General features: G+C 44.6%; 15 protein-coding genes. 12 read left to right on the forward strand and 3 right to left on the reverse strand.

The window, feature by feature from the left end:
• Positions 1-17 precede the first annotated feature (17 nt).
• Positions 18-461 (reverse strand): hypothetical protein, encoded by a 444-nt coding sequence (locus tag NIT79A3_RS15740; protein ID WP_013967131.1) that lies wholly within the window; start codon positions 459-461, stop codon positions 18-20.
• A 461-nt stretch (positions 462-922) separates the two neighbouring features.
• Entirely contained in the window at positions 923-1477 is a 555-nt protein-coding gene (locus NIT79A3_RS18015; protein WP_013967132.1) for an FxDxF family PEP-CTERM protein, read from the reverse strand.
• A gap of 494 nt (positions 1478-1971) precedes the next feature.
• Between NIT79A3_RS18015 and NIT79A3_RS15750 the strand changes: the two genes are divergently transcribed.
• The 8 genes from NIT79A3_RS15750 (at position 1972) to NIT79A3_RS15785 (ending at position 16050) form a co-directional block, all read left to right on the forward strand.
• The gene (locus NIT79A3_RS15750) at positions 1972-3213 is read left to right on the forward strand and encodes a TraB/GumN family protein (protein WP_013967133.1); all 1242 of its coding nucleotides are present in this window, start codon (positions 1972-1974) and stop codon (positions 3211-3213) included.
• A gap of 6 nt (positions 3214-3219) precedes the next feature.
• A complete protein-coding gene (locus tag NIT79A3_RS15755) occupies positions 3220-5070 on the forward strand; it encodes an ABC transporter ATP-binding protein (protein ID WP_013967134.1) in 1851 nt (616 codons plus the stop codon).
• Between the two features lie 668 nt (positions 5071-5738).
• Positions 5739-6257, forward strand: coding sequence for a YfiR family protein (locus NIT79A3_RS15760; protein ID WP_198009370.1), 519 nt, complete (start codon positions 5739-5741; stop codon positions 6255-6257).
• A 385-nt stretch (positions 6258-6642) separates the two neighbouring features.
• A complete protein-coding gene (locus NIT79A3_RS15765) occupies positions 6643-8577 on the forward strand; it encodes a TonB-dependent receptor (RefSeq protein ID WP_156797113.1) in 1935 nt (644 codons plus the stop codon).
• A gap of 70 nt (positions 8578-8647) precedes the next feature.
• Positions 8648-9244: a YfiR family protein gene (locus NIT79A3_RS15770; RefSeq protein WP_013967137.1), complete on the forward strand. Its 597-nt coding sequence runs from the start codon at positions 8648-8650 to the stop codon at positions 9242-9244.
• On the forward strand, positions 9244-12009 hold the full coding sequence (locus NIT79A3_RS15775; protein ID WP_013967138.1) for a response regulator: 2766 nt from the start codon (positions 9244-9246) through the stop codon (positions 12007-12009). The genes NIT79A3_RS15770 and NIT79A3_RS15775 overlap by 1 nt, the downstream gene beginning before the upstream one ends.
• Positions 12006-14126, forward strand: a complete 2121-nt coding sequence (locus tag NIT79A3_RS15780) for an EAL domain-containing protein (protein ID WP_013967139.1) — start codon at positions 12006-12008, stop codon at positions 14124-14126. Before NIT79A3_RS15775 ends, NIT79A3_RS15780 begins: the two co-directional genes overlap by 4 nt.
• On the forward strand, positions 14113-16050 hold the full coding sequence (locus tag NIT79A3_RS15785) for a diguanylate cyclase (protein WP_013967140.1): 1938 nt from the start codon (positions 14113-14115) through the stop codon (positions 16048-16050). Before NIT79A3_RS15780 ends, NIT79A3_RS15785 begins: the two co-directional genes overlap by 14 nt.
• A gap of 18 nt (positions 16051-16068) precedes the next feature.
• Here the strand turns inward: NIT79A3_RS15785 and NIT79A3_RS18920 are convergent, their stop codons facing one another.
• Positions 16069-16227 carry a hypothetical protein gene (locus NIT79A3_RS18920; protein WP_156797114.1) on the reverse strand — a complete coding sequence of 53 codons (159 nt, stop codon included), beginning with the start codon at positions 16225-16227 and terminating at the stop codon, positions 16069-16071.
• Between the two features lie 155 nt (positions 16228-16382).
• Between NIT79A3_RS18920 and NIT79A3_RS15790 the strand changes: the two genes are divergently transcribed.
• From NIT79A3_RS15790 to NIT79A3_RS15805, 4 genes are all read left to right on the forward strand, one after another.
• Complete coding sequence (locus NIT79A3_RS15790; protein ID WP_156797115.1) at positions 16383-18296, forward strand: TonB-dependent receptor; 1914 nt, start codon at positions 16383-16385, stop codon at positions 18294-18296.
• A gap of 144 nt (positions 18297-18440) precedes the next feature.
• On the forward strand, positions 18441-18887 hold the full coding sequence (locus NIT79A3_RS15795; protein ID WP_049785384.1) for a YfiR family protein: 447 nt from the start codon (positions 18441-18443) through the stop codon (positions 18885-18887).
• Positions 18888-19210: 323 nt separating this feature from the next.
• Entirely contained in the window at positions 19211-20182 is a 972-nt protein-coding gene (locus NIT79A3_RS15800) for a TonB-dependent receptor plug domain-containing protein (RefSeq protein WP_348225653.1), read from the forward strand.
• A gap of 20 nt (positions 20183-20202) precedes the next feature.
• A complete protein-coding gene (locus tag NIT79A3_RS15805; protein WP_348225654.1) occupies positions 20203-22299 on the forward strand; it encodes a TonB-dependent receptor in 2097 nt (698 codons plus the stop codon).
• The last annotated feature ends 56 nt before the right edge of the window (positions 22300-22355 follow it).

A 22355-nucleotide genomic window follows, 5' to 3' on the forward strand; every position in this document is an offset into this window, starting at 1 on the left:
CATTGCGCATTGCTTCATTACCGCTGCTCTGCCACTGTATCCCACTTCAATGTTTCTACCAGGTTTGGATCAAATTCAGGCGGTTTCTCTGCCGGTGGAATTACACCCGGGCATTGCTTGATAACTGCCCACCGTTGTATCGCATCATACTCATTTTTTAATTGTTCATACTCAGCTTCTTGTTCTTTGGTCCCCCCCAATGCAAATAATGCCGCCCATGAAAGCGATAAATCCGCACCGAGCACCCATTTGTCTTTGGCCGGATTTTTGTCATCCGGTTTACCCGTTAACTGGCTGACTCTAGTCTGAATCCGTTCAATCTCAGCCAATAATTCATTGCAATTATAAGTTTGAAATTGCGCGGGGGAAATGTAAGGCACATGATTGTTTTCTGATGATACCGCGCAACCCGATAGTAGAATCACAGCGGTAAAAAAAATAGTAGCAATTAATCTTTTCATAATACCAACTTCCTTCTCGGGTTCTTACACTGTCAAAGTGCTTTCTCACACCTAATTTTTATTAATTGTACACCGTTATTAGTCCTTTCAGCCCCGCATCCTGATATCGCCTAAAATAATCAGAATCACAGCCAGAAATAATATTGATGCAGTGAAGATAATAAACAATATATTTCTAGTTGCCATGCAAAAAGAACAGTAACGATTCGTTGTTGATCTTCTGGACAACTCAAGCCTTCAGCGTCTTGTTAGAGAGTAATTTGCAAAACTGAATGAATTGGATTTCTGCTAGCCACAAGAACGGAATTCTAGGGACAGAATGACAGGAAGAGTGCTGTGAGCTACCAGTTATTCAATGCATCTTCGCATTTGCTGATAGAAATACTTTTACATGCTGAATTCTGGAAACAAAAAAGCCACAGAGAAAAACTCTTCTCTGTGGCTACTGTCTCAAGTACCGATTAAGCTACTTTACGACGGCGTGCTGAAAAACCGACTAAACCAAGGCCAGCCAGCAGCATAGCGTAGGTTTCTGGTTCTGGAACTGCACTAATTGCAACCGAGTATTGTCCAACAGAAGCTTGGCTACCGAGATAGCCGCTAATGTCTAAATGATACTGTCCATTAGGCAGTGAGCCAAACGCCGTGGTTACATTATTGCCTGAAAATGTTGTAAGTAAAGTATTACCATTGGGATGAACATTATCCCATACCTCTACAGTCAAGCCCGTTATCTCACTCACATTAATGTTGCTTAAGGTCAGCAACAGAGTACTCGCAGAACCACTCGCCTGGCCAAATCCAGCAATAGTAAAATCTGCATACTCTTCAAAGTATGATAAGGGAGAGCCGGTTACAATTGCAGCGAGTACCGTAGGAGTTGGAGTAATCGCCCCCATTTGATAAGCGTTTCCTACCGAACCATCCCCAGATACATTAGCAATTCCTGCATGGGCAACGCTGCTTGCCATCAATACGGCGGCTGCCACTAAATTTAACTTAAAGCTATTTTTCATTTTAAATTCTCCTAGGTGAGTTTACAAAAACCAATAAATTACCATTATAAAACACAAGCTTACATAAGATGTCTATTCATTAACAAATATATTTTATGAATAAGCCCTTACGATCGAATTATAATGCCTAAGTTACTTTAGCACACAGGAAATTCCTCCTTTTTTTATAGTACACATGTACTAGTACTTGTCCTATCCTGCAAACATTTCAGTCGCTTATATTTCGAATCATAACCCTACTATTTATATGGAACTACGTCATTCGACCCTGTTCACGGTTACATCATTACAGAAATTGAAAAACACTAACAGAATTCCTCATTTTGCAAATAAACCCAGTTTTTCCGCTTTGCATCATTTACACACTTTTTTCAAGTGCCCAAGTATTCTAGAGAAAATGAATGTCGTTTGAATTATCGCCATGATAATCTCCGTTATGCAATACTTGGATTACCTTTACCCGCCAACCCTACGACTCTTAAAAATAACAACCAATGTTTAAATTAGAAGAACAAGCTATTGAATTAACAAGCGAGCACGCCACACAGGCTGAGCCGCTTAAAACTGTCAAGGTGAGAAACTGCAACGTCACATTACTGGGAACTGCACATGTCTCAAAAGCCAGTGCAGATAAAGTTCAGGAACTGATTGCCACAGGAAAGTATGATGCTGTGGCTGTTGAATTATGTCCGAGCCGTCACAAAGTCATCGTCAACCCCGATGCCATGGCTAAAATGGATTTATTCCAAGTAATCAAGAACGGTCAAGCCAGTATGGTTGCTGCCAGTCTTGCGTTAGGCGCTTTCCAGCAGCGCATGGCGGAACAGTTTAATATTGAGCCAGGCGCAGAAATGCGTGTTGCGATCAAAGATGCCCAGGCCGCCAAATTACCGGTTTTACTGATAGACCGAGAAATTGGCACGACGCTGAAACGAATTTATCATAATGTGCCCTGGTGGAAACGTTTTACTTTATTTGCCGGTCTGATAGAAAGTGTCATCAGCAAAGAAAAATTTAGTGCAGCCGAAATTGAAAAACTCAAAGAAGGCGACGTCCTAGAAAGTTCTTTTGCACAATTTGCTGAGAACGAAAAGGATTTGTTCCGTCCGCTCATTAGCGAACGAGACGAATACATGTCCGCCCGCCTCATCAAAGAGTGCGAAGAAAATAACTACCAGCATATCCTGGCGGTGATTGGCGCCGGGCACCTGAATGGCATGGTGCAACAACTTGAGACTCAGAGCATCACCAATCCGGATGAAAGAATTGCACAACTCGATACCATTCCGGCACCCTCTCAATGGCTCAAATTTATTCCCTGGATAATTGTTGTGCTGATTCTGGCAGGCTTCGCAATCGGTTTTACGCGCAGCCCGGAAATGGGCACCGCCATGGTCGTTGATTGGATAGTGATTAACGGCGGGCTTTCCGCATTGGGTGCAGCGATTGCTTTTGCTCATCCACTTTCTATTCTGACCGCTTTTTTGGCAGCTCCCTTGACATCTTTAAATCCAACCATTGGCGCCGGTATGGTTGTCGCTGCCGTTGAAGCTTATTTACGCAAACCTAAGGTCAGTGATTTTAATCGGCTCAGAACGGACACAACCACTTTGAAAGGTTGGTGGAATAACCAGGTAACGCGCATCTTACTGATTTTTATACTTTCAACGCTGGGTTCAGCAATTGGAACTTATGTGGCAGGATTTAGAATATTTGAACAACTCACTAATAGTTAAATAGATATGTTCGACTACTTCGAACGCCTGATAAACCCTTATCCTCCAGAGCATCCTGCTGAGCCACCCAAGGGGCTGTATCAATTCTGCCGCCATTATATCCGCGGGATTGAGTTTTATCTGATTTTACTGGCGATACTAACTACTTGCCTGGCAATCAGCGAAGCCATGTTGTATGGTGTCCTTGGGCAAATGGTCGACTGGCTGGCGGAAAAAGAAACCGCACATTTTCTGGAAGATGAATGGCCGACTTTACTGGCCATGTCCGTATTTATTTTGATAGGGATTCCGCTTCTGGTGCTGCTACATTCGTTAGTAATCCACCAGACGCTCATGGGCAATTTCCCTATGCGTGTCCGTTGGTTGTCGCACCGCTACTTGCTTAATCAAAGTTACGCATTCTTTCAGCATGAGTTCAGTGGCCGGATTGCCACCAAAGTTCTGCAAACCGCGCTGTCGGTGCGTGAAACAGTCATGAAACTGCTTGACGTCATACTTTTCGTAACCGTTTACCTCACGACAACGTTACTGTTGGTATTCAATGCAGATCCGCGCCTATGTTTGCCGCTACTGGCTTGGTTATTCCTATACATTGCCATTCTGTCGCATATTATCCCGCAATTAAAACGCATCTCCACGCTACAAGCCGATGCACGCTCTCTCATGACCGGGCGTATTGTCGACAGTTATTCCAATATCCTGACACTCAAGCTTTTTTCTCAGAGCCAGCGGGAATCCGCTTATGCCAAAGCGGGCATGGAAGAATTCATGGCCACGGTATACCCGCAAATGCGCCTGTCGACCCAACTCAATGCCAGTGTTTGGATTATCAACATGCTGCTGGTATTCGCAACAGGGGGATTGGGTATCCATTTATGGTTGCAAGGTGCCATCGGCCCGGGGGCTATTGCGATTGTCATGAGTTTAGCTATCCGGCTGACTGGCATGTCGCATTGGGTCATGTGGGAAGTCAACGCACTATTTGAGAATATCGGCACGGTACAAGATGGTATCAATACACTGTCCAAACCACAGCATGTCACCGATGTGCCGGATGCAAAAGAACTACAAGTTCATCAAGGCATGATTGATTTTAATCACGTCTATTTTTCCTATCACCCCGATCAGCACGATTCTCATCGTATCTTTAATGATCTCAATTTCCACATTGCAGCTGGCGAAAAAGTCGGCATCGTTGGCCGCTCAGGCGCAGGCAAATCGACATTCGTTAACCTGTTATTGCGCTTTTACGATGTGCAACAAGGCAATATCACCATCGACGGACAAGACATCCGTACAGTAACTCAGGATAGCCTGCGTGCCAGCATCGCCATGGTGACACAGGATACTTCGTTATTACATCGCTCGGTACGAGACAATATTCTATTCGGCAAACCCGATGCCGACGATGCACAAATGATCGCAGTGGCCAAACAGGCGCAAGCGCATGAATTTATCCAGACATTGCGGGATATTAAAGGCCGGATTGGCTATGATGCCCATGTGGGCGAACGCGGCGTCACGCTTTCCGGCGGGCAGCGGCAACGCATCGCCATTGCCCGTGTGCTATTAAAGAATGCGCCCATTCTGGTATTGGATGAAGCGACATCCGCGCTGGATTCCGAAGTGGAAGCCAGCATCCAGCAAAGCCTGTATCAACTGATGGAAGGTAAAACGGTAATCGCCATCGCGCATCGTTTATCGACTATCGCAGCAATGGACCGGCTCATCGTATTTGACAAAGGTCATATTGTAGAACAAGGCAGCCACGCCAAACTCATTGCCAGTAATCAGCTCTATGCACAATTATGGAACCATCAGTCGGGTGGATTTCTAGGCCTATTGGAGAATGAGTAACTGAATAGTGAAACGGCTAATGCCTATGCATATCTTCTTAGTTTGTACCTTATAGATACCAATTTATACCAATTACCGGTCTAATTTCGAACTGAAGCAAGATCTCCTGTTTATTCTTATATAACAGAACCGTACCCAGCAGAGACCTCTGCACAACAACGAAGAAAATATTTGGTTGAATTTTCTAGAGGATATCCTAGCAGGCCATTGAAAAACGTTTTCGAGGCAGCCGATGCAAGGCAAAAACAGGCGAAAAAGCGCAGTTTATGTATGATAAATGAGTATTTTGAGTCTGTTTTTAACACCGCAGCGGCAACGCAGATAGTTTTTCAACGGCCTGCTAGATCTTGTGTAAACGATAGCTAATAGTGTCGAGGCATTATTTCTTTAAATTTCTATATTTAATATAGCGATTTATGGAACATCCTCAATCTCCCCTTCTGCACAAAACAAGACATTCAGCACATCCCCTCGTGCACTCAGACTATTAACGCCCAGGGCATTTTTAGTGCACTTGTCTTATTATTTTAATGACATCTTTCTCTATTTAATCGAAAACATTTAATGCATGATGCGCCCTGCTCAAGTGATTAAATTTTCGCGCCATGACGACAACACCCAAGATATTCGCTCATCAATTTTGCAAGGTATTTTAGTCTAGAATGCCCTTGGCAAAATTATACCTGTTGCTCTTTTGGGTGATCTTAAGTTACTCACCGCACGCACGAGCAGGCGAACTGGATGAATACACGTTAAAAACAGCTTTCCTATATAACTTTGCAGTTTATACGACATGGCCTGATACTGACGCCAGTACTTTTAACCTATGTATCTATGGAAACGATCCATTTGGCAAGAATCTCGATTTGTTAATGCAGAAAAAAAGAATTGGTGATCGCACCATCACCATTCATCGAACGAACAATATTGATCGTCTCGATTCATGCCAGTTAGTTTTTATCTCCCGCTCATCGATTGACAACTTAAAAGACGTCATCTACACCCTGCAAGATAAACCTGCACTCATCGTAGCGGACAGTCCAGGTGCCATCCAACAAGGCATTGCACTCAACATGGAAGTTAAAGACGAAAGAATTACATTTGAAGCCAATTTAATAGTAGTCAGAAAAGCTGGTCTGAATCTAAGTTCTCAGCTATTGCGCTTTGCCACTTCGGTGCTTCAGTAATAAAGTATGGCTGAAATCTGCACACTGTTTTGTAGTATGTTGTAAAGATCTCATATTTTCACGTCCTTTTCCCTGAAGGAAGATCACAATCCCTAAGGAATCTCTGAATAACTCACCTTTGTCATTCCGAACGTAGTGAGGAATCTTTGGCAATCAACAGTATAGATTTCTCGCTCTGCTCGAAATGACAGTGATTCAGAGGCTCCCTAATTTGATAAATTAAGGGTAATAAAAATCTTACTTCTCGGCTTTAATCGGTGATTGGGTATGTTTAAATCATGAAACTAAAAAAACAACCCTGTTCATTGTGTTTACCCCCAGAAAACTTGTTCTTCCGATCGTCAATACTCCTATAAAACAAAGCTTGCTGCTCGGTTTGCTTTTCATGCAAATATTTCCGGTCTGTGCGGCAAAGAATTTGGAGCAAATGAGCTTAGAGGAATTGATGAATATCAGCATTGTCGGCGCTTCAAAATATGAGCAGAAACAGCAGCAGGTTGCCGCTGCAGTCAGTGTCATTACCCGTGCAGATATCAGAACCTATGGCTGGCGCACGCTGAATCAAGCTCTCGCCAGCCTTCCCGGAATTCATACCACGTATGATTATCAATATGAATATTTAGGCACACGCGGATTCGGCCTGCCAGGGGATTTCAATTCCCGCGTACTGATCACGATCAATGGCAACCGCATCAACGACGCAACTTATGACCAGGGACCCACCGGGCGTGATTTTCCACTCGATATAGATTTGATCGAACGGATTGAATTTTTTCCGGGTCCTGGCAGTGCCGTGTATGGACAGAACGCCATGATGGGTGTTGTCAATATCGTTACGCGTACTGGCGCAAGTGTCAATGGTGCCGAGCTATCGACCTCATACCAGACAGCGGAAACCATGCCGCAGGAACGCGCCACCTTCGGTAAAAAGTTCAGTAACGGCACTGATGCGTTACTTTCTTTCTCAGGTCTTCAGTCCCGCGGAACAGATCGTTTTTTTGATTATGGCGATTCCGGTATTTCAGGGGTGGCGCGCCGTTTGGATGGGGAAAATGTTAAGCAATTATTTGCACAAACCAAGCATGGTCCGCTCGCATTCGACTTCATTTATGGTGACCGACGTAAAGATGACCCAACCGGCATGTTCTTTTCTGATCCATTGGCAGCCGGTCAATTTCAACGAGATCGTCGGCTCAACACACAAATCCAGTATAACGACAGTTTTGCCAACGACACCCTCAACGTATTGGGCCGGTTGTTTCTTGGTCAATATCGCTATGATAACCCTTTAGTCTATGGTGGTGAAAAAACGCTATCCACCGGACCCAGCGACTGGCATGGTGCTGAATTGCGCCTGCTTTCCACTGCCTTGTCGAATCATAAACTGATGGCAGGTGTTGAGTATCAAAATAATACGTCCATCAAGCAATCCTTTCAGAATTTCGATCATCCTGAAGATAATATCGCGATCAAAAGTTCTGTTGTCCGTGTTGGTGTGTACGCGCAAGACGAATGGCGCATTACCGACACCTTGTCCGCAACCGTAGGGCTGCGTTATGACTACAGCGCCTGGATTGGCAGTCTTGGCAATCGATTGAGTCCACGCGGCGCGCTGATTTGGCAAGCCACCCCAAAAACAACATTCAAAGCACTCTATGGCCGCGCCCACCGGTCACCGAATGCGTATGAGCGTGACTACACCGATGGCATTTCCCAAGTTGCCAATCCAGGATTACGCAGCGAGATGGTTGATACCGCTGAACTCGTGGCAGATTATCTTCCGCTGCCGAATATGAATTTACGCGCTACCGTTTACGCATGGGATATGCACAACATCATCGCGCTCGGAATCGATCCGGTCAGCGGATTATCGCAATATCAACAGACATCACAAAAAATATTGGCCAAAGGCGCAGAATTATCGTTGGATAAAACATGGGATTGGGGCGTACGATTGCGCAGTAGTTTTGGTATTCAGAATGCTGAGCAACAGGGCTCACACCTCCCCAACTCACCCTACCATCTGGGCAAGTTGAATATTTCCATTCCGATACCGCTGATCACCGGCTTGCGCGCCGGTTATGAGTTGCAATATTACGGCAAGCGCAAAACGCTTGATGGCACACATACCGATAATTATTTTCTTTCTAATCTGAATCTCGTCACCGATGTACGGTGGGTGAAAGGTCTTGAAGCATCGTTGAGCTTCTACAACTTGTTTAATGAGAACTACCAACACCCGGCTGCAGATACCAACTGGCAGAACTTTTTCTGGCAGCCTGGCAGGACCGTGCGTCTCCGAATGGATTATCGCTTCTAGGTGATTGTTAATATGACATTATTGTATAAAAACATCGTCTGAAAAACAACTGACAATCAGATCTCACGATATGCTCATTTGGAAACTGGGAAAGCAAGAAACAATGATCTGCTATGGCAATCACCGTATCAGAAAGCGATTGTGCACCCGTTATTTTCCAATCTTGCCGCTGTGCTGGTTCTTGTTATTGGGTTACTCGCCATTGACACAAGCCGAGCAACCGTCAGAATACCGTTTAAAAGTGGCTTTTCTTTATAATTTTTCCGCTTACACGGAATGGCCTAGCTTGCCGGACCAGGCCCTGAATTTATGTATTTATGGTGAAGATCCATTTGGTGAAAATTTACAGCACTTACAGCATAAGAAAGTCCATGAACATAAAATACTGGTCCGGCATACGACAAATACAAAAGATCTTCCCGGTTGCCAGATTGTTTTCATCACCCGCTCGGGAATCGATAATCTCAGTGACATCATCAAACAATTGAATGGATTGCCGATATTAACTATTGCCGACACCCCCGGCGCCAGCCAGCAGGGCGTTATTCTCAACATGGCCATTAATGAGGGAAAAGTCACATTTGAAGCCAATGTGGCTATTGCAAAAAGAAATCGTTTAAAACTCAGTTCTCAACTACTACGTTTCGCCACCGAGGTTTATCAATAATGAAGAGTTCATCATCGACTGCTGTGACACTGCGTTCTAAATTGCAACAAATCAGCTTTGCCACACAGGGTACCGCAATGCTGCTGGTAGCAACACTCGTTATCTTAAGCAGCTTCTTCATAAGCTTTTTTTCTTTATTACAAACCAGTCAATCAACCGCAAAATTATTGGCTGAAAATGCAGTAGCAACATTGATGTTCCAGGATACCAGCACGGCGCAGACACTATTACATTCGCTCAACAATACACGGGAAATCCAGGCTGCAGCCATTTATACTGCAGAAAAAGCAAAATTTGTACAATACTCTATTGAAAACAGACTGCTTCCGGAAACTTTAGCTTCTCTGCAAGAAGACGTTCAAACGAATATCCATTTCCTAGCCATTACGGAACCGATTCACTTCAATCACCAGCCTCTGGGCAGTCTGTACTTGGAAATATCCTTGCATCCCCTTTACTGGCAAATACTTTGGCACGTTGTGATCACAATCACTGCGGCGGTTATCGCATTATTGATTGCCAACCTTATGCTACAACGGCTTAATCGATCGGTTCTCGACCCGCTCAATAATCTATCCACTGTCATGGAGCATGTCACGAGTAAGGCAGATTACACAACTCGAACCGAACCCAGTGCGATTGTTGAATTGAATATGTTATCGAAGGGGTTCAATAGCATGTTGGAAATGATACAAGATCGTGATGCAAAGTTGGCTAACTATCTTGATCACCTCGAAGATGAAGTTGAAAAACGGACAGCAGAGCTGGTGCTTGCCAAGGAATCAGCAGAAGCGGCCAGTAAAGCCAAAAGTGAATTTCTGGCCACGATGAGCCACGAGATCCGCACACCGATGAATGGCATCCTAGGAATGACCGAGTTACTGTTAGACACTCAATTAGATAAAGATCAGCACCGTTTTGCAGAAACAGTTCAAAGCTCAGGTCAACACCTCCTCGGTATCATCAATGACATTCTTGATTTCTCCAAGATTGAATCCGATCACATGGAACTGGAAACCATCGATTTCGATCTGGTCAAGCTGATTGAAGATACACTAACCATGTTTGCACAACCCGCTGATAAGAAGGGTCTGGAATTGATCGCGCAGTTTACGCCACCCAACACAGCCTTCATGTTACGCGGCGATTCATTCCGAATACGTCAGATCATTGCAAATCTGCTCAATAATGCCATTAAGTTCACCGAACAAGGAGAAATTGTCATTCGCACAATGCTGCTTGATGGAAGCGAAACCCTGACTAGGGTCTCCATATGCGTTGAAGATACGGGTATCGGAATTCCTCCGGTATACCATGAGAAGATTTTCCAGAATTTTTCTCAGGCAGATGGTTCCACAACCCGTCAATATGGAGGAACCGGCCTTGGTCTGACTATCTGCAAAAAATTATTGGAATTGATGGAAGGAAGCATTCATGTTGAAAGTTCTCCGGGGCACGGCTCCAAGTTTTGGATTAATCTGCGGCTGGAGAAATCCAAATTGCAACACAGCAATTTTCCCGACATGACTAAATTACGCGGCGTCAGGGCGCTGGTTGTAGATGACAATCAAACTAACCGGGAGATTCTTAAACTACAATTGCAGAATTGGCAAATAAATGTTGAATGTGCGGAAGATGCACAGCAGGCACTAGCATATATGACTCAGGCTGTTGCCGAGAATAAATCGTTTCATTTGGTCATTTTGGACATGCACATGCCCCAAATGGATGGATTGCAACTGGCAAGAAAAATTCATGCACATCCGGATTTCAGCAAGACCCGTATGATGATGCTGACTTCAACCTACAGTAACGCGAGCCAGCTCGAAAGACAGAATACGGGTATATTACGTTGTGTAAACAAGCCTGTCCGCCAGAAGGAATTATTGGACATTATCATTGATGTCATGGGGCGTGATCTTGATAACCACGCCACAAATCCTGAATTTGAGAAAGTATCTGTCAGCACGCTTACACAAAGCTTTCATGGCAAAGTTTTGCTGGCTGAAGATAATCCTGTTAATCAGGAAGTAGCCAAGGCGATGCTGGCGAAACTCGGCTTGGACACAGTTATTGCTCATGATGGACAACAAGCTTTATATCTTATCCAAAACAACCAATACGATCTCATTCTGATGGACTGCCAAATGCCTAACATGGATGGTTTTGAAGCAACCGCACACATCCGGCAGCAGTTTGGCAATAGTCATACCATTATTGCACTGACCGCCAATGCCACAGAAGACGATCGCAAACGCTGCTTAGACGGAGGAATGAACGATTTTCTTTCCAAACCTTATTCAATCGATCAATTGCAACAAAAAATCCATCATTGGTTAAGTAAAGAAAAAAACTATCCGATGAATACTGTAAAATCAGAAATCATTGAACTAGAACCTAAAACTAACGCCATGCCTGCACTTAATCCGATACGGCTCGATCAAATTCGCGAGCTTGACTCAACCGGAGGAAACGGTTTGCTGCACAAGATCCTGCAAGCTTTTCTCGAATCTGCCACCAGTAATATGCACCAGCTTGAACAAGCTATTCTTAATGGTGATGCTGACAGTTTGCGTCAGTCAGCGCATGCATTAAAATCCAGTTCGGGGAATATCGGGGCTGAAAACCTATCCGCTCTATTCAAGCAACTGGAAGCGAATGGACGAACAGGAGAATTAGCACAGGCAGAGAGATTAAAAGAAAGCCTACGGCAACACTATCTGCAAGTCATCACCGAAATTAATAAAATACTCAATCCATCGTGACAGTTGAACCTTTTAAAATCTTACTGGCCGATGATGATGCCACAGTCAGATTGCTCATGCAGGCTGCATTAGAGAAGGCAGGCTTCGGTGTAACGCTGGCTTGCAATGGAGAAGAAGCCATCCGCCTGTTTGAAGCATCCCCAACAGACATGGTCATGCTGGATGTTGAAATGCCCTATATGAATGGTCATGAAGTTTGTTCGTACCTTCGCGCGAAAATAGGCAATGAGTTACCCATCATCATGGTAACCGGAATGGATGATGTGCAATCCATTGACCGCGCCTTTGAAGCCGGTGCAACAGATTTTATCGCCAAACCGATAAACTGGAATTTGATCAATTATCGCATTCTGTATTTAAAACGCGCCTACTTGAACCTCCTTGCACTCCAAATCGCTAACGCACGCAGCAAAGCAATCTTTAGCGCCATTCCAGATACGATGTTCATTTTGAATAATGACGGCAAAATCGTCGATATGTGCAGCCATTCGGATAATACACCTTGGCTAATCACCGGACCGGAAAATAATCTGAATCAAAGCCTACCTGCAGATATTGTCAATTTGTATCTGGATGCGGCTGGCCGAGCTCGCCGGTATGGAACGGTCGAGCTTTTCGAGTATCCGCTCAAACTGGATGATGATAAAACCAGATACTATGAAAATCGTATTGTGGTTATTGATCCTCAGGAAACACTTTGCCTGGTTCGTGATATTACAGAGCGCAAGGATTCGGAAAACAAAATATTTCACCTCGCTTATTTTGATAATCTGACTGGATTACCCAACCGCCAATCCTTTATGGAGCGTTTAGAAGGAGAAATTAAACGCGCAAACTATACAGATAGCAAATTGGCGGTACTTTTTCTGGATTTGGATGGATTCAAAAGCATTAATGACACGATGGGACATAATACCGGCGATGTTATTCTGCAATCAACCGCTGACCGGCTGCAAAGCAGCACTCGTCCATCTGATTTTATATCCCGTAGCAACGCTGATAACTCAGAGGTTAAACTCGCTCGCCTCGGGGGCGATGAATTCACTGTCGTCATTCCTAATCTCCCTCGTGCAGAAGATGCCTTAATTCTGGCGCATCGAATTCGTGAAGCCATGCGCCGCCCTTTCCAGCTTGAGAGTCGTGATGTCGTCCTGACTGCGAGTATCGGCATTGCCCTCTACCCAGACGATGGTAAAGACGCGGAAACGCTACTGAAACATGCGGATACCGCAATGTATCACGCAAAAAATGAAGGCCGGGATAACTGTCAATTTTACAATATCGACCTAACACTTCACGCCGAAAAACGCATGCATCTGGAAAATGATTTACGTAATGCATTGCAGCAAAATGAATTTCATCTTGTATACCAGCCGCAGTTGGATGTTGCGACTGGAAGTATACAATCGGTAGAAGCACTGATTCGCTGGCAGCATCCGCAACAAGGGCTCATTTCGCCTCTCGATTTTATTCCATTAGCCGAAGAAAATGGCCTCATCATCTCAATCGGTGCATGGGTGTTGCGGACAGCCTGCTCTGAAGCTGCTCAGTGGCACAAGAACGGGCAATGCTTACAAGTAGCGGTAAACCTCTCTCCTCTGCAGATAAAAAACCCTGAGCTGGTTGATACTGTCCTCAACATTCTGGCTGAGACCGGTTTTCCACCCAATAAGCTTGTTCTGGAAATCACCGAGGGCGCTTTAATGGAGCACAATGCTAATACCTTGACCAGACTCCACACGTTACGCGATCATGGTATCGAAATTGCTCTGGATGATTTTGGCACAGGTTACTCTTCAATGAATTATTTAAAACGCCTGCCTATTAATAACATCAAAGTGGATCAAAGCTTTATACGTGGCCTGCTGAATGATAAAGACAGCCTTGCGATCGTCAAGGCAATAATCTCTTTATCGAAGAATCTTGGCTTTTCCGTGACTGCCGAAGGGATCGAAACACTGAATCAGGCTCAAATTCTGAAATATTTCGGCTGCGAAACCTTGCAAGGCTTCTTCTTCAGCGAGCCCATCGCCATGAAAGAAATTTTTTCTCTCGCGGATAAACAGTGGATCATCCAGGCTGTCAAACCCAATGGAATAGATCATGAAAATTGCTGATATTGACCAGTTAAAAATCGGCACATTATTACCCAGTCCCAAAGGGGTCGCGCTTGCACTACTGGAAGCTTGCCAACGAGAAGATGTCACCATCAATGAAATCACCAAACTCATTCAAACTGACCCTGCACTCTCTGGCCGTTTGATTCAACGAGCCAATGCAACAAATCAGCGTAGCCGCGCTATTTCTTCTGTATTTGAGGCAGTACCTCATGTCGGTTTAACGGTAGTCAAACAGCTAGCAATGGGCTTTTCATTGATCGATCAATATCAAGAGGGCGCTTGTAAAGGATTTAATTATCAAGAATTCTGGTCACATTCGCTGCTCATGGCGATTGCTATGCAAGAGTTGGGTAAAACAACTCGCGTGTCTGCACCCGATGAATTATTTGCTTGCGGTTTGATGATGCGCATCGGTTGTTTGGCGTTAGCCACAATTTATCCGGATAAGTACACGGAACTCATAGCAAAACAATCGCCCGGCATAACTCTGAATGAATTGGAACAACAATATTTGCAGACTGACCATAATGAATTGACCGCGGCTATGCTGATCAACTTTGGTGTTCCCAGAATCTTTGTAGAACCAATCTATTATCATGAAATACCGACTGAATCAGGTTTTTCCGAAGGTTCTCGCCCGTATCAAATTGTACATCTGCTGTATTTGGCTAAACAGATAGCTGATTTTGGATTGGCCGAAGAATCTGAACGTAACCAGCGCATCTCCGAACTGATATTGTTTGGTGGACGAATTGGCCTGGACACAGAAACATTTGGTACCTTTATAGACCAAATCATGCAGGCATGGCACGCATGGGGACAAATACTCAAGCTGCCTGCTGTGGAAATTCCTCCCCCATTCGATAAGATGATGAATGCGGCTGCGCCACGCACCGAAAATGCGACGGATGCCGCTTCGCTGCGCATCCTTTTGGTAGAAGACGATCCAACCAGCCTCATTCTTGCCAAAGAGCTGTTATCTAAAGTTCTTGGTCACACGGTCTATTCAGCCAGTGACGGTCAGCAAGCTTTAGCGCTAGCGATGGAAATCTTACCGCATATTGTCGTAACAGACTGGCTGATGCCGGTAATGAATGGCCTTGAATTAACTAAATCTTTGCGTGCAACAGAGTGGGGGCAAAATTTATATATCATTATGCTGACTGGCATAGAAGATGAAGAAGAAGTCATCAAGGCATTTGACGCGGGTGTTGATGATTATGTAACAAAGCCCATTAATATTCGTGCCTTTCGAGCCAGATTGCGAGCAGCCTGGCATTATCGAAAGTTACAGGATTCATGGGATCATGATCGCGAACAGCTGAAGCGCTTTGCCGCCGAATTAGCCGTCACTAATCGTAGATTGGAGTATTTTGCTCTGACCGATATGCTGACCGAATTGCCCAATCGGCGCTCAGGCATGGAAACACTGGCTGAAGTATGGAGCGTTGCGAACCGGTCCAACCAATCGATGGCTGTTATGCTCCTCGATATTGATCACTTCAAAGCTGTTAACGATACCCATGGCCATGCCGTTGGCGACAAAGTGCTAAAACAAGTAGCCGCATCTATTCGAAAAATTGCCCGCAAAGGCGATACTTTTTGCCGTATGGGCGGAGAAGAGTTTTTGGTCATTTGCCAGCCGGGGAACATCGAATTAAAGTCCCTTGTTCTATTTGCAGAAAGACTCCGCCAGCATATCAATGCACAACAAATTGTCATCGGTGAATTGCACATCCAAGTCTCCATTAGTATCGGTATTGCCTTAAAAGAAACCAGCATGAAAAGCGAAGACCAACTCGTCAATGCTGCTGATAAGGCGCTTTATGCCGCTAAAAATGCCGGTAGAAATAGAGTTTTCCTGATGATAAACAATAAGTTCTTAGCTGCACCCATAACACCCGTTAATCCCCCCAGGTAAAGCATAGCCGAATCCCTTTTATTCTAGAAAAGAACCATGAATTCCCGGTAATTTAAGTTTTAAAGAATACACTGCCCGGTTATCATGGAAAATTCTGACAAAAAAGAATGAATATCCTTTTTTAACAAAAACCGATACATCAATAACAACCCCTAAAATCGTTTCTTGTGATCTCAATACCCGGCTCCGGCCTGACAATATTATTGAATCTGAAGCTGTTCATATTCATTTTTCTATGTTGTTTAACCAATTTCTCGGCGGCAGATAGCAAAGCGATTACTGGAAGAAAATCGATTGAGAATCAATTTCTAGATCTCAGCATCGAAGAATTGATGAAAGTTGAAGTCACTTCCGCATCAAGACGCACACAGAAACTTTCTGAAGTCCCCTCTGCTATTTTCGTGATTACCCAGGACGATATCCGCCGCTCTGGCGCGACCAGCATCCCGGAAGCCTTACGTATGGCTCCCGGTGTAGAAGTCGCGCGGATCGGCACGGATAAATGGGCAATCAGCATACGGGGTTTCAATGGCCGGTTTGCAGACAAGCTGCAGGTCCTGATGGATGGCCGGAGTGTTTACAATCCGCTCTTCGCTGGCGTCCAGTGGGAACAACAAGATACCTTGATGGAGGATATCGAACGTATCGAAGTGATACGCGGCCCCAATGCAGCCGTATGGGGCGCTAATGCGGTGAATGGCATTATCAATATTATCACCAAGAAAGCTGCTGATACCCAAGGTACCTTGCTTTCAGCGGGTGGTGGCAGTTTTGAGCAAGGGTTTTTTGGCGCACGCCATGGTGGAAAAATCAATGACGATACCTTCTACCGCTTCTATGCCAAAGGATTCACCAGAGATCAGATGAAAACCACCTCGGGAGACAATGCCAATGATGCTTGGCACAACGCCAGAGGGGGATTTAGACTGGATCACACACGCGGAATTGATCTGTTTACAATTCAAGGAGATATTTTTTACAACTCGTATGGCGATAGGCTAGACAAATCCCAACTCAGCGCACCCATTATTCAAATGGAGGCATCCAGAGGACATAATGAAGGAGGGAATATCCGCTTGCGCTGGGATCGGACTATCTCTGAGAGGTCGGCGATCATGCTGCAAACCTATTACGATCGTGTCGACTATAAATTATTAACCAGTTCAATATTTAAAGCCGAAAGTTTTGATATTGATTTTCAGCATCGCTTTCCGCTTTTTGACAAGCACGATTTGACCTGGGGAGCCAATTACCGTTTATATCATAATAAAGTTTCGGATACCGAACTCATCTCATTTAGCCCGCGTCTGCAAACCAATCAACTCCTGAGCGCATTCATTCGGGATGAAATCACGTTGATACCCGAACATTTGCGATTTAACCTGGGCTCACGGTTCGATCACAATGACTTTACCGGCATGGAAACTCAGCCTAACGCACGCTTGATGTGGACACCCGATACAAAAAATTCTATCTGGGCGTCAGTTTCACGTGCCGTTCGCACACCATCCCGGGCAGAAAATGATATTCAGTTGAATGCCCGAACATTAAGCACTGCCCCTGGATTGTCAGCATTGTTACCTTTCCCGATTCTTGCGCAGTTAAATGGTGCATCAAATTTTAATTCTGAAAAGTTACTGGCTTACGAACTGGGATATCGCCATCAGTTTTCCCCGCAGGCATCGATTGATATCGCGGCTTTCTATAATGATTATAGTCAACTACGGGACTTATCTGCCGGAATCCCATCTTTTCATGCCAGCTTTCCCCCTCACCTGATATTACCCGTAGGGCTAACCAATAAAGCTTCCGGTTATACACAAGGGGTTGAAACATCTGTCGATTGGCGGCCCAACGAAAGATGGCGTCTACAAGGGAACTACAGCTTTATCGACATGCATATTCACTCTGATTCTGCGCTCAAGAACCTGGATCCAACAACAGGCAGTGCAAACAAGGTAAGTCCGCAACATCAGGTTTCATTGCGCTCAAACTATGATGTATCGGAAAGATTGCAATTCAACCTCTGGCTGCGCTATGTCAGCAAAGTAGATTTCTACCATATTCCAGACTACGTCACCATGGATACCAGGCTGTCATTCAAGCCAGTAAAAAATTTCGAACTGTTCCTGGTTGGCCAGAACCTGCTTAGCCAAAACCACAAAGAGTTTGCATCTGATTTTATTCCCTCATTTCCCACTACCATACCCCGTGGTGTTTATGCGGGTGCGGAATGGCGCTTCTAAGTGAACTTCGTGAACATGCGCTTATTTAATCGACTACTCAAGCGCTTAATTACATTCGTAAAACTAAGCTTCTATCACTTTTTATTCGCTTTGTGTCTGGGGTTTTGTCTGCCGGTTTCCCACTCAGTGGCGATGGCTGACAGTATGGTTGAATACCAAGTCAAAGCAGCCTTTATTTATAACTTTATTGCTTTCACCCATTGGCCCGACAGCACCAGTCAAACGATTAATCTTTGTGTTTATGGCGAAGATTATTTCGGCAACGAGATCGACAAACTCGAAAGCAGATCGGTTAATAAACGTCATATCAAAGTGATACGTATTGATAATGTTGAGAAATTAAAAGAATGCCAAGCTATCTTCTTTTCCAAATCGGTTAGTAATAATCTATCAAGTATTTTGGTTAACCTACAAAATGAGCCCATCCTGACACTGGCAGATACTCCAAACGCCACATCAAAAGGTATCACAATAAATATGAGCTTGATTAATGAAAAAATTGTTTTCGAAATCAATCTAGCTATCGCCCGGGAATCCGGGTTGGATATCAGCTCCAAATTGCTACAGCTCGCTGTTAAGGTACATCAATAATCAGTTCTGTGAGCATGAATTATTTCGCCAGACTCTGGAGATAAAAGAACCTGTTTTAAACGTCAAAAAAAGGACTTAAACCCATCAACTTCAAGCTTCAAGGCACCCAATACTAAAATACCATAGCAAATCCTACTTCAATAATCCCTGAAAACAATTTGTTTATGATTCCATTGCAAAATTCATTTGCAAAACTAAATTTAGGGTTATTGATTTTTGCCTTCTCCAATTGCCTAGAAAATTCTGCGGTTGCCGGAAGTAAATTAATTCCTGCCAATAAGCCTTTAGACAATCGGCTACTAGATCTGAGCATCGAGGAGTTGATGAAAGTTGAAGTCACTTCGGCATCAAGACACTCACAAAAACTTTCAGAAATTTCTTCTGCGATCTTCGTTATAACTCAAGACGATATTCGCCGATCAGGCGCAACCAGCATCCTCGAAGCACTGCGTATGGCACCTGGTGTAGAGGTGGCACGCGTAGGAACTGATAAGTGGTCGATCAGCGTGCGTGGGTTCAATGGACGCTTTGCCAATAAACTGCAAGTCTTGATGGATGGACGAAGTGTCTATACGCCACTATTTTCCGGTGTGATTTGGAGCCAGCAAGATACGCTCATTGAAGATATTGAACGCATTGAAGTGATACGCGGACCCGGTGCCACAGTCTGGGGCGCTAATGCCGTCAATGGCGTGATCAATATCATTACCAAAAAGGCCGCCGATACACAAGGCATGCTTGTCACTACAGGTGGCGGTAGTTTTGAACAAGGTTTTGTAGGTGTGCGGTATGGCAGAAAATTCAATGAAGACACGCCCTTCCGCATTTATGCCAAAGGATTTAGCAGAGACAATACCACGTCGCTGTCCGGCACCAACGTTCATGACAACTGGCGCTCCGCCAGAGCTGGTTTCCGCTTGGATCATAGGCGCGGAATCGATCAGTTGACATTACAAGGCGATATTTTCGTTAATAGCATCGGCGATAGCTTACTACAACCATCACTCGCGGCACCTTTCACTCGTCCCGATATCGTGGATAGCAAAGAAAAAGGCGGAAATATCCGTTTGCGCTGGGACCGTACCTTATCCGAAAAATCTTCCATTATTCTGCAAGCATACTACGACCGGGTAAATAACCAGCTCGCGCCATGGACAAAATATGCAGAAAGCTTTGACGTAGATTTTCGACATCGATTGCCGCTATTTACCCGGTACGATGTTACCTGGGGCCTCAATTACCGGCTATGCATGGCAACGCAAATTCCGAGGGGAGTATACGCTGGTGTCGAATGACCCATCTAAGCGAAAACACTATGAAAACATTAGAATCTGAAACCCAGTCATCACCTGCTCTTTTAGCCTTGAAATTGGGCCGGTTTGAATTTTTTATCCAGAAATTCTTAATAATTGCCATTCTTGCAGGTATTGGAAATACCTCATACGCGGGAAGTAAATCCGTTGAGAATCAGTTTCTGAATTTAAGCATCGAAGAACTGATGAATGTCAGTGTAACCACTGCATCCAGACGCTCACAAAAATTGACCGAAATACCATCGGCTGTTTTTGTGATTACACAAGATGATATACGCCGGTCTGGTGTAACGAATATTCCTGATGCTTTAAGAATGGCACCCGGCGTGCAAGTGGAACGCGTGGGTACGGACAAATGGTCCATCAGTATTCGTGGCTTTAATGGTCTGTATGCCAATAAGCTTCAGGTACTCATGGATGGGCGAAGCGTTTATTCTCCGATATTCTCAGGCGTGCTATGGGAACAACAAGATACGCTCATTGAAGACATTGAGCGGATTGAGGTGATTCGTGGCCCAGCCGCTACAGTCTGGGGAGCGAATGCGGTGAATGGCGTCATTAATATCATCACCAAGAAAGCCGCGGATACGCAAGGCACACTCCTTACTGCTGGTGGAGGAAGTTTCGAGCAGGGCTTTGTGGGGGCACGCTATGGTGGAAAAATCAATGAAGAGACACCTTTCCGCGTCTACGCAAAAGGATTCTCCAGAGACAACACGGCATCATTATCAGGAGCGAACAATCACGATCAATGGCATTCTGCCAGAGGAGGATTCCGCGTAGACCACTCCCGTGGAATCGATCAATTTACCTTGCAGGGTGATATTTTCACCAATTCTGTCGGCGGGACACTCAATAGAGCAGTGCTCGATTTACCTTCTGTATCTGCTAATGGTCAACGCGGTCATCAGGAAGGTGGAAATATACGCTTCCGCTGGGATCGGACTTATTCCGAGCGTTCTTCAGTCATGCTACAAACGTATTACGATCAAAGCCGCTCTGAATTATTGCCAGTCGGAAAATATCTTTCTGAGAGCTTTGACATTGATTTTCAACATCGATTTCCGCTATTCGATAGACACGACCTCACTTGGGGAACCAATTACCGCTTATACCGCAACAAAGTCTTTGATACTGATATTGTAACTTTTAGTCCCCGCCAGCAATCTAATCAATTGTTTAGTGCTTTTATACGAGATGACATCTCGCTGGTGCCGGATCGCTTGCGGTTCACACTAGGCACTCGGCTCGATCACAATGACTTTACCGGATTGGAAATTCAACCCAATGCACGCTTAATGTGGACGCCCAATCCTGAGAATTCAGCTTGGATGTCAGTTTCTCGTGCCGTGCGGACGCCTTCACGCAGTGAGAATGATGCAATTCTTAATTTAGCGCAATTGCATGCTCTACCAGGATCATCTTTTCCCTTACCCATCCCTATTCTAGCAACACTGCAAGGTTCAAGTAGCTTCAATTCAGAGAAGTTGCTTGCTTACGAAATAGGATACCGGCATCAGTTCTCTCCGCAGGCATCCATCGATATGACTGGTTTTATCAACGATTATAGTCAATTGCGTGATTTAAGCTTTGGTGCTTTGTCATTAAGCACAGGGCTGCCGCGACAATTGATATTACCAGCATTACTTAATAATCAGGCCTCTGCGCTTACTTATGGTTTTGAAGTATCTACTGATTGGCGGCCTGTGGATAAATGGCGCCTGCAAAGCAGCTACAGCTTTCTTGATATGCATATTTCCTCCAATGAATTACTAAAAAAACTGGATCCAACCAATGGTGGCGCAGCCAAGGTGAACCCTCAGCATCAATTGTCACTGCGCTCAAACTATGATTTCTCTGAAAAATTGCAGCTTAACCTTTGGTTGCGTTATACCAGTGCTATCTCGTTTTACAGTATCCCGAGCTATGTCACGATGGATGCAAAGCTGGCGTACAAACCAATACGAAATGTTGAATTATTTCTCGTAGGGCAAAATCTTTTTAGTCAAAACCACCGAGAATTAGTATCCGACGGTGTTCCTTTCATGCCGGCATTTATACCACGTGGAATTTACGCAGGAGCGGAGTGGCGCTTCTAATGAGAAACGTGGACATGCCCTTATTTAATCGACTACTCAGACTCTCAGATACATTC

It is taken from the genome of Nitrosomonas sp. Is79A3 (genome assembly GCF_000219585.1).
Classification (GTDB): Bacteria; Pseudomonadota; Gammaproteobacteria; order Burkholderiales; family Nitrosomonadaceae; genus Nitrosomonas.

Coding starts and splice junctions, on each gene's coding strand:
- NIT79A3_RS15755 (WP_013967134.1), top strand. CDS start 3,220: ATGTTCGACTACTTCGAACGCCTGATAAACCCTTATCCTCCAGAGCAT.
- NIT79A3_RS15750 (WP_013967133.1), top strand. CDS start 1,972: ATGTTTAAATTAGAAGAACAAGCTATTGAATTAACAAGCGAGCACGCC.
- NIT79A3_RS15765 (WP_156797113.1), top strand. CDS start 6,643: ATGCAAATATTTCCGGTCTGTGCGGCAAAGAATTTGGAGCAAATGAGC.
- NIT79A3_RS15790 (WP_156797115.1), top strand. CDS start 16,383: ATGAAAGTTGAAGTCACTTCCGCATCAAGACGCACACAGAAACTTTCT.
- NIT79A3_RS15800 (WP_348225653.1), top strand. CDS start 19,211: ATGAAAGTTGAAGTCACTTCGGCATCAAGACACTCACAAAAACTTTCA.
- NIT79A3_RS15770 (WP_013967137.1), top strand. CDS start 8,648: ATGCTCATTTGGAAACTGGGAAAGCAAGAAACAATGATCTGCTATGGC.
- NIT79A3_RS15795 (WP_049785384.1), top strand. CDS start 18,441: ATGGTTGAATACCAAGTCAAAGCAGCCTTTATTTATAACTTTATTGCT.
- NIT79A3_RS15805 (WP_348225654.1), top strand. CDS start 20,203: ATGAAAACATTAGAATCTGAAACCCAGTCATCACCTGCTCTTTTAGCC.
- NIT79A3_RS15740 (WP_013967131.1), bottom strand. CDS start 461: ATGAAAAGATTAATTGCTACTATTTTTTTTACCGCTGTGATTCTACTA.
- NIT79A3_RS15775 (WP_013967138.1), top strand. CDS start 9,244: ATGAAGAGTTCATCATCGACTGCTGTGACACTGCGTTCTAAATTGCAA.
- NIT79A3_RS18015 (WP_013967132.1), bottom strand. CDS start 1,477: ATGAAAAATAGCTTTAAGTTAAATTTAGTGGCAGCCGCCGTATTGATG.
- NIT79A3_RS15785 (WP_013967140.1), top strand. CDS start 14,113: ATGAAAATTGCTGATATTGACCAGTTAAAAATCGGCACATTATTACCC.